Consider the following 15,223-nt stretch of genomic DNA (forward strand, 5'->3'; position numbering starts at 1 on the left):
ACATCCTCAGGGCAAACTTCGTGATTTAGAGCTAATTTAACAACAACTTTGGAGGCAATTGGTAAGTGAAAGTAGGAGATTTTTTAGCGTATTTGAAGGGTTTAGAGATTAAACTATGGCTGGAAGGCGAAAAACTTCGTTTTCAGGCTCCCAAAGGGGTTATGACCCCAGAAATTAAAGAAGAAATCGCCGCCAAAAAAACTGAAATTTTGGACTTTTTAAGAGCGGCAAAAATCCCAACTAATACTGTTGATTTAGAGATTATTCCCGTGTCACGGGATCAGGATTTACCCCTCTCTTTTGCTCAACAACGACTCTGGTTTCTGCAGCAACTTTCTCCCGATAGTCATTCCTATAATCTGTTGGAAGCTTTGCGGTTAGAAGGCTCCCTCAATCTGTTGGCTTTAGAACGAAGTCTCAGTGAACTGATTCGCCGTCACGAAATTTTAAGAACCACTTTTACCATGGTAGAAGGGCAACCAATTCAGCGCATTGCTCCCCCTTCAACCGTAAGTTTACCCCTGGAAGATTTACAAAATTTATCAAAGAATGAACAAACAGAACATCTGCAAGAAATAGCGATTGCTTTCTCCTTAAAACCCTTTAATCTAGCCAAGGAATCATTAGTCCAATTTAAGTTAATTAAACTCAGTTCCCAAGAGTATGTATTGCTGTTGAAGATGCACCATATTATTTACGATGGTTGGTCTTTGAGCATCTTCTTTGATGAATTATCTCAACTTTATGCGGCCTTTGTCCAGGGTTTGCCTTCCCCTCTCGCTAAATTATCGATTCAATACGCCGATTTTGCTGTATGGCAACGTCAATGGCTCACCGGTGAAGTTTTGGAGCGTCAACTTAATTACTGGCAAAAACAGTTACAAGATGCACCTACTATTTTAGAATTGCCGACGGATTATCCCCGTCCTCCAATTCCTAGTTTCCGGGGTGATGGACAGGTTTTTCGCCTGAATCAAGACTTAACGCAACGCCTCAAAAGGTTAAGTCAGGAGTCAGGAGCAACACTATTTATGACTTTACTGGCGGCTTTTTTTGTCCTAATTTCTCGTTATAGTGGTCAATTAGATGTTTTGGTAGGTTCTCCCATCGCTAATCGTAATAGTTCGGCAATTGAGAAATTAATGGGCTTTTTTGCCAATACTTTGGCTTTAAGGGGTGATATGTCGGGAAATCCGAGTTTTCTGGAGTTATTAGAACGAGTAAAGCAAACAACTTTATCAGCTTATGCCCATCAAGATTTGCCTTTTGAAATGTTAGTAGAAAAATTACAATTAAACCGAGATTTAAGTCACAATCCTTTGATACAGGTGATGTTCTCACTGCAAAATACTCCCCAATCTGAGGCAAGTTTATCTGGCTTAAAGATGGAGAGTTTGCCTTTATCTGTTGAGATTAAAGCGCGATTTGATTTAGAGGTAAATTTTTGGGAAGTTTCTGATCGTTTAGAAGCGGTTTGGTGTTATAGTACGGATTTGTTTGCTGCCCCCACTATTAACCAAATGGGGCAACATTTTCAGAATCTCTTAACTGCGATTGCAGCTAATCCCAATATGGGAATTTTTGAGTTATCGATGTTAAGTGATGAAGAACGTTATCAATTGTTATCATTGTGGAACGAAACTCACACAGATTATCCCTCTGATAAATGTATTCATCAATTATTTGAAGAACAGGTAAAACGCACACCCGATGCGGTAGCAGTGGTATGTTCAGAGCAAAAATTAACCTACAATGAATTAAATTGTCGTGCTAATCAATTAGCCCATTACCTGCAAAAATTAGGAGTAAAACCAGAGGAATTAGTGGGGATTTGTCTAGAGCGTTCCTTAGACATGATTGTGGGATTATTGGCTATTCTTAAAGTCGGTGGAGCTTATGTTCCTATTGACCCAGATTATCCCCAAGAACGCATTAGCTTCATGCTCCAAGATACCCAAGTTAAAATAATATTAACCTGCGAATCTTTACAGAATTCCTTGCCAAATCATCAGACTATTGTTATCTGTTTAGATAAAGATTGGCAACAAATTAATCAGGCAAGTCCGGAGAATCTGAACAGCACAGTTTCTGCGGATAATTTAGCCTACGTTATTTATACTTCTGGTTCTACAGGTAAACCTAAAGGTGTTGAGGTTATTCATCGTAGCGTTAACCGTCTTTTGTTTGGCGTAAATTACGCACATCTGGATGCAACACAAAGATTTTTACAAATGGCTCCCATTGCTTTTGACGCTTCTACCTTTGAGATTTGGGGTGCTTTATTACATGGTGCGAGATGTGTGATTTTTACGGAAGATATTCCTACCGCTACAAGTTTAAGAAATGCAATAGACAAACATGGCATTACTATTTTATGGCTAACGGCTGCTTTGTTCAATAAGATTATTGACGATAATTCCCAAGCTTTATCAGGAATTAAACAGCTACTAATTGGTGGAGAAGCACTTTCAGTTGCTCATGTTCATAAAGCACTGGAAACTTTGCCATTGACGCAAATTATTAATGGATATGGACCAACAGAAAGTACAACTTTTACCTGTTGCTATCCTATTCCTAAACAACTAGAGGCAACAATAAAGTCAATTCCCATTGGTTGTCCAATCTCCAACACACAGGTTTACATTTTAGATAACTATCTCCAACCTGTCCCGATTGGTGTAGTAGGAGAATTACATATTGCTGGTGCAGGATTAGCCAAAGGTTATCTTAACCGTCCCGAATTAACCCAAGAAAAATTTATTCCTAATCCTTTTGAGAAGGATGAAGTGATACCCCCAACCCCCCTTAATAAGGGGGGCAATGAGCCGTCAAAATTATATAAAACGGGAGACTTAGCGCGTTATTTACCCGATGGTAATATTGAATATGTAGGACGGATTGACAATCAAGTAAAAATTCGCGGTTTCCGCATTGAATTGGGAGAAATTGAGGCTGTACTTAGTCAAAATCAGGCGGTACAGTCTTCTTGTGTGATTGTTCGTGAAGACAATACCGGGGAAAAACAGTTAGTTGCCTATATTGTACCTAAGCTAGGAGTAAAGCTAACAAGTGGCGATTTGCGTCAATTTCTTAGCCATAAATTGCCCGGTTATATGGTTCCTGGTGCTTTTGTGCTACTGGAGTCTTTCCCTTTAACAGCTAACGGAAAAATTGATCGTCGTGCGTTAAAAGCTCCTAGTAATACCAGTGATTCAGACAGATTTATTGAAGCGCGTAATCAGTTAGAATTAAACCTCGTGCAAATCTGGTCAAAAGTGCTAAAGATTGACAAAATTAGCGTGCATGATAACTTTTTTGACCTCGGTGGTCATTCCCTTTTAGCTCCTTATTTAATCACCCAAATTCAAGAACAGTTAGGCAAAGAAATTGCCGTAACTACAATATTTCAAAACCCAACTATTGAACAGTTAGCGACCATTATCCAAACCGATGCAGATTCCTCTAACCAGTCTTGTGTGGTTCCCATTCAACCCCAGGGTTCAAAGCCTCCTTTCTTCTGTGTTCCAGGCGCCGGGGGACGACCATTTTATTTTTACCATTTAGGACGTTGTTTAGGAAAAGATCAACCTTTCTACAGTTTTGAAAATGATCTCTATCAACAGTTTGGAGAAATCACTCGCATTGAGGATATAGCCAGTATTTATCTTAAAGCCATGCAAGATTTACAACCCCAAGGCCCCTACTTTTTGGGAGGACATTCCTACGGTGGTAATGTGGCTTTTGAAATGGCTCAACAGTTGGTTAATCAGGGTCAACAAGTGGCATTACTAGCAATCATTGATTCTTCAGCACCCACTTATAAAGACAAACAAATTTTGCTTGATTATATTAATTGGGATCATGCGCGATGGTTAGCTGAAGTCAGCAAAGGTATCGAAGTTTATTTAGATAAAACCATCGATATTTCCTATAAAACTCTTCAACTCTTAACAGTGGAGGAACAATTAAGATACGCCTTAAACTTTTTTAAACTGGCTAATATGCTTCCTCCCAATGCGGAAACTAGGCAGCTTGAAAAAATTGTCCAAGCCTATAAAACTAGCTGTTTATGTCTGATTGATTATCTCCCTAAACAGATTTATCCTGGTAAAATTACGATTATACGGGCCAGGGAGGAATTAGCTGATGATCCAAATAAAGATTTAATAGCTGGAGATTGCGAGGATTCCTCTTTAGGCTGGAGTGAATTTTCTACAGAGCCAGTTGAGATTCATTTCGTCCTAGGAAATCATGTCTCGATTATGGTAGAACCCCATGTCCAGATTTTAGCCGAAGAGTTAAAAGTTTGCCTTGAGATTTGATACCAAACCCGTTTTTAAGACTATGGTTAACTCCCAATCCAACTTGAAAAACCCAGTTATCAATTGTTTCTCCCCAATCTCATCTATCTTTTAAACAGGATTTAATCTAAGAACTGACGATTTTCTACAAGTTGTGTGAACGGTAAGACTAATGTAAAATGCTGCAAGGCATCTGATTGCTAGACAGCCGATTTGTATTCTTTTGCCTTACCATGGATTTTATATGAGTGAAATCCCGACCAACCAATCCAACTTAGTGATTTTAGGAGTCTCATCAATGACGGAAACTACTGAAACGGCCATTCCCAATGATTTTCTCGGAATTAATCCCACAGAAATCAACAAAAAACTTGTCTCCTGGGGAATTTCTCTGGATGAAGTTGTTCAAAAACTTGCTTCTCTGGGACTCCCCGGCATTATTTTCATTATTGCTGTTGCCGCATCTGGTGGTACTGCCTATCCTGCGATTTACGCACTTTTTGGGTTAGGCGGTCCGCTGGGACTAATTGGTGGACTTGGGGTCTTAGGCATCTCTACCATTATTGGTGACATTGTTACGGGTTATGGCATTGAGGCACTGCTTAAAACGGTCTATCTCAAACGTCGTGAAACAGAAACTCAAGAATATCTCATCAATGAGGTGGAAGGTTTGCCAATTTCTCAAGTTCTAAAACTTAACCTTAAAAAGGCTATTGAAGTAGAAATTGCTGCCGAAGAACCCATTGCTCCGAAAGAAGTCGAAATTGCTGAAGAGTAGTTGTGACTTGACTAAGCACTTTCTCCCCCCGCTGCCCTCACCGGCAAATTGACTTTTTCAGCAAACCCTAAATACAACAAAAAACCGCCATAAATCTTACTCCTGCTTGACTTATGGCGGTAGTTTATTTCTGTCTGAATTACTGAAAGCAATCTTTAAATTAATTAACTATCTTCCCAGTCAGAAGGCCATTTCCAAGTCCAAACGGGAGCCGGTTCAGAATCGGGGGGGGAATCGGGAGTCGGAGCCTCGTCTTGGTCCGCAGACAAAAAACGAGCAAAGAAGGGGATTGCTTTACTCTGTTCGCTATTAGGATAATTCATGGTCATTCCTAGTTTTGAGTGGCAGCTTTTTCAAGATAGCTGCGATTACCTTGCGATAGTAACATATATTGCCGTCTTACTCAAGTCAAATACTTGGTGAACTACCTACACTTTTCTTGCGGGTAAGTGTAGGTTTCCTAGCCAACAGATAGCGGAATCGTGGATTTCTTGCGTCCTCTCCTACCCTATCCGATTTCCAGTTGGCTATCGTTATTATCGATCTGACTGTCTAACAGTATTTGCGTAGGTTTCCATTCCCCATCCATTGTTTGACAAGTACACACCAACCATACGGATTGCTCTCCATCCCCGAACTCAAGGTGACAATCTTGGCAGGTTTCTTGGAAGTTTTGATCCCCGAACTGCAATTCCCCATCTATATTACCGATATGGTCACTAAGCCTCAGTTCGGTAGGGAGCCATTCTCCATCGCGAGCTTGGCACTCAGCACTCAGGATTGTGCTGTTAGGGTCGTAGTTGATACTGCTACAAGTGTGCGAAAAATTAGGCATGACAACTCTGTGTTTTAAAAAACAGTATGATTCAGCATAGTGCCTTAACGGCCGACATTCCGCACATCTTCATATACTTTTATATATTTTTACATTCCCCAAGATGTTTTGACGAAAAACCTTCATTGTACAAACTACTATTAAGAACATTTTCAATAATTGATTTTTTCTGAGAAAAAAATTGACAATTCTTCACCTTGATCAAAATCCATGATTGTAGCTATAATCTTTACTGGCAAAGGATTGTAAGCAATATATTAGTAAAAATTATTAATTGAATGTTAAGAAGTGCGGAAAGTGGGTACTTCCCGCTCTACTAAGCCAAATCGTGTTAAACTAATGTAGTTTTTGCCGAAACAGTTAAGTGAGTTTAACAATGGATAAAAATGAATGGATTAGTAGATTCGATGATTTAATTTGTAGTCCTTCGATTCGAGAGTTTTATGGTGAAAGAGAGTTTTTTAATGTCGGTTATTGGCTCTCCCATACTCAAGATCAACAGGAAGCATCCTCTACTCTGATGGAGAAACTTTTAGAATTTATTCCCAACAAACAGGGAACAATTCTTGATGTTGGCTGTGGTTTGGGAGCAACTACCCATTATCTTCTCAAATATTACCCATTGACAGCAATTGTGGGGATTAACATTTCTCCGACACAAATTGCCAGAAGTCTCTTGAATTTTCCCGAGGGTAAATTTCTGTTAATGGATGCGGTAGAGATGGATTTTGCCGATCATTCTTTTGAGCAAATTATTTGTGTAGAAGCGGCTTTTTATTTTAATACTAGGCGGCAATTCTTGCAAGAAGCTTGGCGAGTATTAAAGCCGGGGGGAACCTTAATTCTCTCAGATCTGAGTTTTGCCACAACGGAACTTTTAGGGGATTGGACAGTTCCCCAAGCAAACACGGTCAAAGATAGGGCAGAGTATCAAAATCTTTATCAACAGGCAGGGTTTAAAGATGTTCAATTTGTCGAGGTGACGGAGGAGTGCTGGTTCAGACATTTTCGCCATCTTAAGTCTTGGTTAACAGAGGAATTGCAATCGGGAAAATTAGACGAAGAAACCTATAATTTAAACATTAAGGCTCTGGATAATTTGCTAAGTTCCTCGGCCATAACTTATTGGTTAGTTGCCGCCCAAAAGCCAGTCAATATACTGTAATAGTTGTAAGTTTTTCTTGAATTTTTGGAGACAAAAAAATGTTTGATTCCTTATCGGGTAAAAAAGTCGTTATTATTGGTGCAAGCTCCGGGATTGACCTAGCGATTGCCGAAAAATTGCTCTCCCTGGGGGCAAAAGTGGTGCTTTCCCATGCTTCTCAAGAGAAATTAGCTGCCGCTGTTGCCCTAATTTCCGGGGAGATTGAAGCCAAAACTGTTAATTTTTTAGAAGAAGATTCTGTTAATGCCTTTTTTGCAGAAATTGGCAACTTTGACCATTTAGTAGTCACCTCTCTGGGAGACAGAAATATGCCGCGAGCCTTATTAACCGAAATGACCGCAGAAACGGCCCGGGGAGGTATGGAGAAATTCTGGGCAACCTTTTTAGCAGTGCGTGGCTCCCTGAAAACTTTGGCCAAGGACGGTTCTATTACCCTGACATCCAGCGTCACTATGTTCAAATATTCCAAAATGGGCGGAATTTCCGTCATAGCCGCCGCTAATAGTGCCGTAGCCGTATTTGGACGCGCCCTCGCCCTAGAACTCGCTCCTATTCGCGTTAACGTTGTTGCCCCCGGATTAATAGAAGATACAAGCATCTGGACCAGTCAAGGTGATTCGGAACGCTCCGACCTGAGCAAATGGGCGGTTTCTGCTCTACCTGTCGAACATTTAGGGCAACCCGAAGAAGTCGCCCTAGCAGTATTGAGTTTGATTATCAACCCCTATATGACAGGGGTGGTTTTACCCGTGGACGGTGGAGTTACTCTTTAATCCCTAACTGGACTTAAACCCTCAACCCGGGAAAGTGATACTAAATCCTGTTTAAAGGGTATAGGAGGGAGTGGGAAGTGGGTTTTTAAAGTTGCATTAAGGGTTGATCATAGTACATAAGTTCGATTTTTTTGCGATCGCTTGTCAGCCGCGCTCGATCATTGAAAATCTAACATAGAACTTGTAGATTTTTCTACCCATCCTAGCCGATTTTTTACGTTGTAAACTGCCAGTTTTACCATATTCATGCTCGCAGATATTCTGTAAGGATTTGCTGGCTTTTTAGGGTTAGGATCTATTTTAACGACATTTCCACTCCAAAGATCACTACCAGTTGCCCAGTCTAATCCAGCCAACAATGAAATTTTAGCACTATCAAAACTGTTGTTATTTTCATCATAAATATCGTGCAACAAGTATCCTAATATTTCTAAGCCTACACTACGTCCTAAAATACAACTTGTCTGAAATTGAGTTAACTGATCAACGGTTAATTTATCTGTGCTATTCTCCGCTATTTCTCTAGTTTGAGAACACTCATGAAAAAACTGATTTAAACATTTAGATAAAACCTCAGATGATTCTTCAACGCTTATCTCTGTTAAATCAGAACTAATGTCGTTATCAAATGCTAAACTTACTAATTTAGCCACATAGTTAAATGTATAAATAAGTTTCTTTTTTAACGAAGTTTGATCTTTGATAGCTTCTGTTTTACCATCAAACATAGACACTTGATAGAGTAAATTTTTAGTAATACCCACCCGTCCTTCAAATTCACCAAAGGAAAGGAGTAATGATTTATCTAAAGGTCTTGTTTGAGCCATATCTCTAAAATCAGTTTGGCATTGTCTAAAATCCCCTTCCAAGACCAAAGTAATAGGAAAATCATTATCACCGATTAGTTCCCCCTCAGAATTTGTAATCAATTCGTGAATAGCGCGTTTACGATGTTGACCATCTGTAATATCTAATTTGATTCCACGCCCAATTACAACCAAGCATAGCCCACGAGCAAGATCGATCAGCTTAATTTTTTCTGGATCAACATTAGCTGTTAGAGTTCCTAAAATCCATGGTTTATCTTGTTTAATCCGCTTAAGGATATATTCTTTAACTTCCTCTGTATGTCCTTGAACCTCTGGGCGATTTTTTCCTGAATCGGGATCGTTCCCTGTAGATGGCTTTGCTTGGAGCAAGGTTGGTAAATCATGAGCGGGAACGTTTATTTGAACCATTTTTCGTTTTCCTTGTTGGAAAACTAGCCCAAGATAGCATTTCTCTCTGTAATGCTCAGAAAAGTAGTATTCCAGTACCTGATTCAGTTGTTGAGTCAAATCTGAAGAATGAGCTGCAATATCAGACATAATAGAAAAAAATACCAAAAAACACTCAATAATCATATATTATAGCAGTTATCTTAATGATGAGGCACGAAGTTTTCGTTTTGGGGAATAGGGAACGCCAGAATAGGGAACAAGGAACAGCAGCTGATCGCCCAAGGATGATGCCAAATCCCGTCATACTTCATCTTTAGGCGAAACTCTGTAGTCATCCTTGAGACACTCAGTATCGAGAGAAATACGGACTTTTTATGACAGATACCCTCAAATCAGATAAGTCGCCTATCCGTACTATTGCGGAGTTTGTCGAGGAGTTAAATTATTTAACTCAAGAAATACAGGAATTATACTGTGCAGATACTATTCCTTGGGTTGTGGGAGTATCATGGGGAAAAGATAGTACAAGTATATTGCAGTTAATCTGGAATGCGATCGCTGCCTTACCATTAGAGAAGCGACACAAAACCATTCATGTCATCACTACCGATACTTTTGTTGAAAACCCAATTGTTTCTACTTGGGTACGCAGATGTATTAGACAGCTTACAGAAGCGGCAAAACAGCAACAAATGCCTGTTAAATCGCATCTACTGCATCCTGAAGTTGACGCTACTTTCTGGGTTTGTTTGATAGGAAAAGGATATCCTGCTCCAAGGCACGGCTTTCGTTGGTGTACTGATCGCATGAAAATTCAGCCTGTCAATAACTTTATTCGCAATTTAGTCAGAGTTCATTGTGAAACTATTGTTGTGCTAGGAATTAGGAAGGCTGAAAGTCAAGCGCGAGCAATCACCATGAAAAAACATGAAATAGGTAGAGTTCGTGACAGATTAAGCCCCAATGGACGTTTAATCAACTCTTTGATTTATACTCCCATAGAAGATTGGCGTACTGATGAAGTATGGATGTACTTAATGCAGTGGGAAAATCCCTGGGGAGGAGATAACAAAGAATTATTAGCAATGTATCGAGGAGCGACTGCGGATAATGAATGTCCCCTAGTGGTAGATACTTCCACTCCTAGCTGTGGAGATTCGCGCTTTGGTTGTTGGGTTTGTACGTTGGTGAATAAAGATAAATCGATGGAGGCAATGATACAGAATGACGAAGAAAAAGAATGGTTACAACCACTTTTAGAGCTTCGCAACGAATTAGACTTAAAAAACGACAGAGAAAGGCGAGATTTTCGCCGTATTTATGGCAAGGTTGAACTTTTTGGTTCAGACAAGATCGAACCCATACCGGGACCCTATACTAAACAATGGCGAGAATATTGGCTGAGAAGGGTATTAGAAGCTCAGGAGAGCGTGCGTACTAATGCCCCAGAGGAGATGAAAGATATTACCCTAATTACCACGGAGGAACTCAGCGAAATTCGCCGGATTTGGAGGGAAGAAAAGCACGAATTTGATGACCAATTACCGAAGATTTATAAACAAGTGACTGGAGAAACTTTTCAAGACCCGCGACCGGGGGCGGATAATAATCTTTTGGGGAGTGAAGAATGGGATATACTCGCGGATATCTGTGCCGAGGATTCCATGCACCTAGAATTATTGGCTAAACTTATCGATACAGAACGTCAATATTTTCTCAAAATCTCTCGCAAGGGTATTTACAAAGACCTAGAAAAATGCTTTGAATCTAGTTCTCGTAGTAAAGAGGAAGCGATCGAAAATGCTCGTTATGTCTATGATCTAAAGAATGCTGCTCAAAGTGGCAATATTGCTCAGGTGAAAGAACAACTCAAAGAGAGTTTTAGTGAACCGGAAAAAGACCCGCAAAAACAGTTAACTTGGGCCAGTATGAAGTTCCCTACAACCGTTGAGGAGGAAGAATAACGGGTTTATTTTACCCGTAAACGTCCCTAGATTTTCCCGGCCGCATTTCCCCTATCTAGTCTTTCCGGTAAACTGGCGATCGAGTGGACTATCAATAAAATTACTGTTTCTCGACGACGAGATGAAACCCTACCAAAAAATTCCTATTCGTGAATGTGGGGAACCCCTAGTACCTATACCCGCAGATAAATTTGTTATCCCTTCTCCCCACGCTTACGAGAAATTGGGGGCCAATTATCGGGGTAAATCTCCCTATTTTTTGCGACAAGGGGTGTTAAATGCTCTGATTGACGCTCAAAACCGCCTGCAAGTCTATCAACCTGGTTGGCAAATTTTGATTTTTGATGCCTATCGACCGGTGGAAGTGCAACAATTTATGGTCGATTATAGTTTTCAGACTCTCCTAGACACAAAAGGATTAGCCAAAGAGAAACTATCGGAGGCAGAAAGTCAAGCGATTTTAACAGAAGTTTACACTATTTGGGCGGTTCCCAGCGATAATGCCGCCACTCCGCCTCCCCATAGTACCGGAGCGGCGATCGATATTACCCTGGTGAACGAGAAGGGACAAGCCATCGACATGGGGGGAGAAATCGATGAGATCAGTGAGCGATCGCATCCCGATTATTATATCGCCGCAAAAAGCCCGCGAGAACAGGGTTATCATCAAAAACGAGTTTTATTGGCTAAAGTGATGGAGGAGGCGGGATTTAGCCGACATAAGGGGGAATGGTGGCATTTTTCCCTAGGGGATCAGATGTGGGCCTGGTCGCTCGATCGAGCCTACGCCATCTATGGCAGAGTGGAGGATTAAGTAGGGTTTGCGGCAAAAAGTTTCTTGTGGGGACAGGGTGTGGGGTGTGGGGTGTAGAGTTTTACCGATTTTGAGGGGGTCAATTACCTAATTTTCAGGGGAAAAGTCCAGGGATTTTCCCCCCAATCACTTCCGTCGCCGGTACTTTTTGATTGACAAAAAGTCTAAAAGTCTTACCCAATAAGGTTTTAAGATTTATTCAGCCCACCCTATATCAATACTGATATACTAACGAAAGAAGACTCAAAGCTTACACCGACTCCCGATCGATGATCGCCAAAATTTGATTAACAAAAGCTTGGTGATCAACCACTGGTTTAGAAATATAACCATCGGCCTGACTCTGCTTGAGAAAATTCTCTCGATCGCCCTCCATAGCGTGAGCGGTGACGAGAATAACGGGTAAATCGGCGGTTTCGGGGTTAGCTTTGAGAATTTGGCTGATTTTAATGCCATCTACCGCTTTCCCTTCATAGACACTATGGGAGAGGGAGACATCCATTAAGATCACGTCCGCTTCCTTATCCCGAGCAATACGAAGCACTTCTTCCACGTCTTCGGTCCCTTTAACCTCTAGACCACCTCGTTTGGTCAAAATTTTGGCAAAAACGCGAAAATTAATCGGGTCGTCTTCTACAATCAAAACAGTCGTCATAGGGATGCTCAGGGATAAACAAGGTTAAAACGGACAAAATGCCTTATGATTCACAGCTAGACAGATTGAAAACGAGAGACTCATGGCCAAACAACTGGATTTCTTAGCTAGTGGTCAAATTATACCCACGGCCTTACACCAAGAGATGGAACGATCCTATCTAGAATATGCCATGAGTGTGATCGTGGGGCGAGCCTTGCCGGATGTACGCGATGGACTAAAACCAGTGCATCGTCGCATATTATACGCTATGCACGAACTGGGTTTAACTCCCGATCGCCCTTTTCGTAAATGTGCGCGGGTGGTGGGGGATGTCTTGGGTAAATATCATCCCCACGGCGATCAGTCAGTGTACGAGGCACTGGTTCGTATGGTACAGGATTTTTCCAGTCGTTACCCACTTTTATCGGGCCATGGTAACTTTGGTTCGATCGATAACGACCCCCCGGCGGCCATGCGTTATACAGAAACCCGTTTGGCCGGCATCGGTGATCAGGCGGTTTTGGGGGGAATTAGCGAAGCTATCGTTAATTTTAGCAGTAATTTTGATAATTCTCAACAGGAACCCGTTGTTTTACCCGCTCAGTTACCGATACTGATTCTTAATGGTTGTTCAGGTATTGCGGTGGGGATGGCGACTAATATTCCTCCCCATAATTTAGGGGAAGTGGTGGAAGGTTTAATCGCTTTGATTGATAATCCCGATTTAAGCGAGGAAAAGTTAGTAGAAATTATCCCTGGGCCCGATTTTCCCACGGGAGGCGAGATTTTAGATGATACCGGCATTCGGGAGGCTTATCGCACCGGTAGGGGGATTATTCCCGTGCGCGGAGTGGCGAAAACTGAAACAATTATCATTGAGGGCAAGCGCCGAAGGGAAAGGACGGCAATTGTGGTTACTGAGTTGCCTTTTCAGGTGAATAAGGCGGCATGGATCGAAAAAATCGCCGAATTAGTCAATTTAGGGAAATTGGAGGGAATTGCCGATATCCGCGATGAAAGCAATCGCGAAGGCATTCGGGTGGTGATTGAATTAAAGCGGGAAAGTCAACCGCAGCAGGTTTTGGCGGCTTTATACCAACAAACGGCCCTACAGACTAATTTTGGGGCGATTATCCTCGCTTTGGTCGATAATAAACCCCGGCAGTTATCTTTAAAACAAGTTTTACAGGAATTCTTGCGCTTTCGAGAAACGACTCTCACCCGTCAGTATGGCGATGAGTTGCAACAGGCCAGCGATCGCTTACACTTAGTCGAGGGTTTATTATTAGCTTTGCAGAATATCGATCGAGTGGTGGATATTCTCAAAAATGCTCCCGATGGGACGACGGCTAAGTATCGTTTTCAGGCAGAATTGGGCATTAGTGACGCTCAAGCTGATTCTATCTTGGCTATGCCCCTACGTCGTCTAACCGGTTTGGAAAGACAAAAATTAGAGACGGAAGCGACGGAATTACAAACAAAAATTCAACAGTTGGAAACCCTCCTCCATAACCGTCAGGAGTTTCTCAAGTCTCTGAAAAAAGAATTGCGCTCTTTAAAGAAAAAATTCGCCGATAGCAGACGGACAAAAATTCGCACCGGGAAGTCGGGGGACAGGAGACAGGAGACAGGAGACAGGAGACAGGAGACAGGAGAGAGGAGACAGGAGACAGCAGGGAAGAAATTGGATTCTGCTGTTAAAAAACAGGAGACAGGAGAGAGGAGACAGGAGACAGCAGGGAAGAAATTGGATTCTGTGGTTAAAAAACAGGAGAATAAAGTTAAGAAAAAGTCTGAGAGTGAGAATGAACCGATTTTAAGCCTATTTACGCCCCAAGAACCCCCAGAAAATGCGATTTTATTGCTTGATGCCGAAGATAAAATTAGTTGGACGACACCAGAAGAGCGAGTGCCGGACCGGGGTTTAATTATCTATCAACAGGCGATCGAAAAACGGGAAAATTTCCTAGTTATCCTCGATAATGCTAAAGCTTACCCGATTGCTACCCGGGAAGTTCCTCCAAAAGACAATCAACCGGTGTTAATCTCCAGTCTGCTGACCAAAACCGCCCAAAAAGATTCAGAAGCCGTGTTAAATCAATTTTTCTTGACGGAACCTCAAAAAAGTCAAGAATTGCTTTTACTGAGTCAACAGGGGCGAATAAAGCGGCTTCCCATCGATGAATTAGAGGGGGTTGGTAGTCGGGGTTTGTCCCTCATGAAATTGAAAGAAGACGATCGCCTGTATGGCGCTGTTTTTACTCACGAGGGTCTGGACTTAGTGATCGCCACCAGTAGCGGTCGGGTGTTGCGTTATCCCGTGCGCGAGGAATTATTGCCAATGATGGGTAAATCTGCCCAGGGTTTAGCAATTTTGCGGTTGCGCTACGGGGAACATCTAGCCGGCTGTGTTTCTCTCCCTCATCGGCAAAATCTGCTGCTGATTTCGGGATTAGGTTACGGGAAAAGACTGGCGATCGAGAATTTACGCTTATCACAATTAGGCGATCTTGGTTCACCCGCTTTACAATTCGTTAACAAACAGGATAGTTTAGCGGCCATGGTAGCGGCCCGGGAGGGGAGTATAGTGTTATTAAGTACCAATCAGAATCGAAAACTACCCTTAGAGGTAGAGACTGTGACAGTTACGGGTAAAGACGGGACAGGTTCACAATTAGTCAAACTCAACCCCGCAGAAAAAATTATCAAAGCACAATTGTTACACCATCTCTAAAC

Annotated in this window: 11 protein-coding genes; 7 read left to right on the forward strand and 4 right to left on the reverse strand. The window is 41.7% G+C overall.

What is annotated here, in order from left to right; genetic code table 11:
* Positions 1–65 precede the first annotated feature (65 nt).
* Both H6G48_RS27220 and H6G48_RS14760 read left to right on the forward strand, forming a co-directional pair.
* Entirely contained in the window at positions 66–4,322 is a 4,257-nt protein-coding gene (locus H6G48_RS27220; RefSeq protein WP_190722321.1) for a non-ribosomal peptide synthetase, read from the forward strand.
* 277 nt (positions 4,323–4,599) lie between these two features.
* Positions 4,600–5,079: a hypothetical protein gene (locus H6G48_RS14760; protein ID WP_079207068.1), complete on the forward strand. Its 480-nt coding sequence runs from the start codon at positions 4,600–4,602 to the stop codon at positions 5,077–5,079.
* A gap of 164 nt (positions 5,080–5,243) precedes the next feature.
* Here the strand turns inward: H6G48_RS14760 and H6G48_RS14765 are convergent, their stop codons facing one another.
* A complete protein-coding gene (locus H6G48_RS14765; RefSeq protein WP_002750786.1) occupies positions 5,244–5,402 on the reverse strand; it encodes a microviridin/marinostatin family tricyclic proteinase inhibitor in 159 nt (52 codons plus the stop codon).
* A 185-nt stretch (positions 5,403–5,587) separates the two neighbouring features.
* Positions 5,588–5,914 (reverse strand): mannose-binding lectin, encoded by a 327-nt coding sequence (locus H6G48_RS14770; RefSeq protein ID WP_052278278.1) that lies wholly within the window; start codon positions 5,912–5,914, stop codon positions 5,588–5,590.
* A 376-nt stretch (positions 5,915–6,290) separates the two neighbouring features.
* Here H6G48_RS14770 and H6G48_RS14775 point away from each other — a divergent pair, with 376 nt between their 5' ends.
* Both H6G48_RS14775 and H6G48_RS14780 read left to right on the forward strand, forming a co-directional pair.
* Positions 6,291–7,079: a class I SAM-dependent methyltransferase gene (locus tag H6G48_RS14775; protein WP_190722322.1), complete on the forward strand. Its 789-nt coding sequence runs from the start codon at positions 6,291–6,293 to the stop codon at positions 7,077–7,079.
* 38 nt (positions 7,080–7,117) lie between these two features.
* Positions 7,118–7,852 carry an SDR family oxidoreductase gene (locus tag H6G48_RS14780; RefSeq protein ID WP_190722323.1) on the forward strand — a complete coding sequence of 245 codons (735 nt, stop codon included), beginning with the start codon at positions 7,118–7,120 and terminating at the stop codon, positions 7,850–7,852.
* 158 nt (positions 7,853–8,010) lie between these two features.
* Here the strand turns inward: H6G48_RS14780 and H6G48_RS14785 are convergent, their stop codons facing one another.
* Entirely contained in the window at positions 8,011–9,219 is a 1,209-nt protein-coding gene (locus tag H6G48_RS14785) for a DNA sulfur modification protein DndB (protein ID WP_052278590.1), read from the reverse strand.
* Positions 9,220–9,446: 227 nt separating this feature from the next.
* On the opposite strand from H6G48_RS14785, the gene dndC reads away from it, so the two are divergent.
* Both dndC and H6G48_RS14795 read left to right on the forward strand, forming a co-directional pair.
* On the forward strand, positions 9,447–11,036 hold the full coding sequence (gene dndC, locus H6G48_RS14790) for a DNA phosphorothioation system sulfurtransferase DndC (protein WP_190722324.1): 1,590 nt from the start codon (positions 9,447–9,449) through the stop codon (positions 11,034–11,036).
* A 121-nt stretch (positions 11,037–11,157) separates the two neighbouring features.
* Positions 11,158–11,850, forward strand: a complete 693-nt coding sequence (locus H6G48_RS14795; protein WP_190722325.1) for a M15 family metallopeptidase — start codon at positions 11,158–11,160, stop codon at positions 11,848–11,850.
* A 250-nt stretch (positions 11,851–12,100) separates the two neighbouring features.
* Here H6G48_RS14795 and H6G48_RS14800 read toward each other — a convergent pair whose 3' ends face one another.
* Positions 12,101–12,505, reverse strand: a complete 405-nt coding sequence (locus tag H6G48_RS14800; protein ID WP_190722326.1) for a response regulator — start codon at positions 12,503–12,505, stop codon at positions 12,101–12,103.
* Positions 12,506–12,587: 82 nt separating this feature from the next.
* On the opposite strand from H6G48_RS14800, the gene H6G48_RS14805 reads away from it, so the two are divergent.
* Positions 12,588–15,221, forward strand: a complete 2,634-nt coding sequence (locus H6G48_RS14805) for a DNA gyrase/topoisomerase IV subunit A (protein WP_190722327.1) — start codon at positions 12,588–12,590, stop codon at positions 15,219–15,221.
* Positions 15,222–15,223: the final 2 nt, after the last annotated feature.

It is taken from the genome of Microcystis flos-aquae FACHB-1344, assembly GCF_014698375.1.
GTDB lineage: Bacteria > Cyanobacteriota > Cyanobacteriia > Cyanobacteriales > Microcystaceae > Microcystis > Microcystis aeruginosa.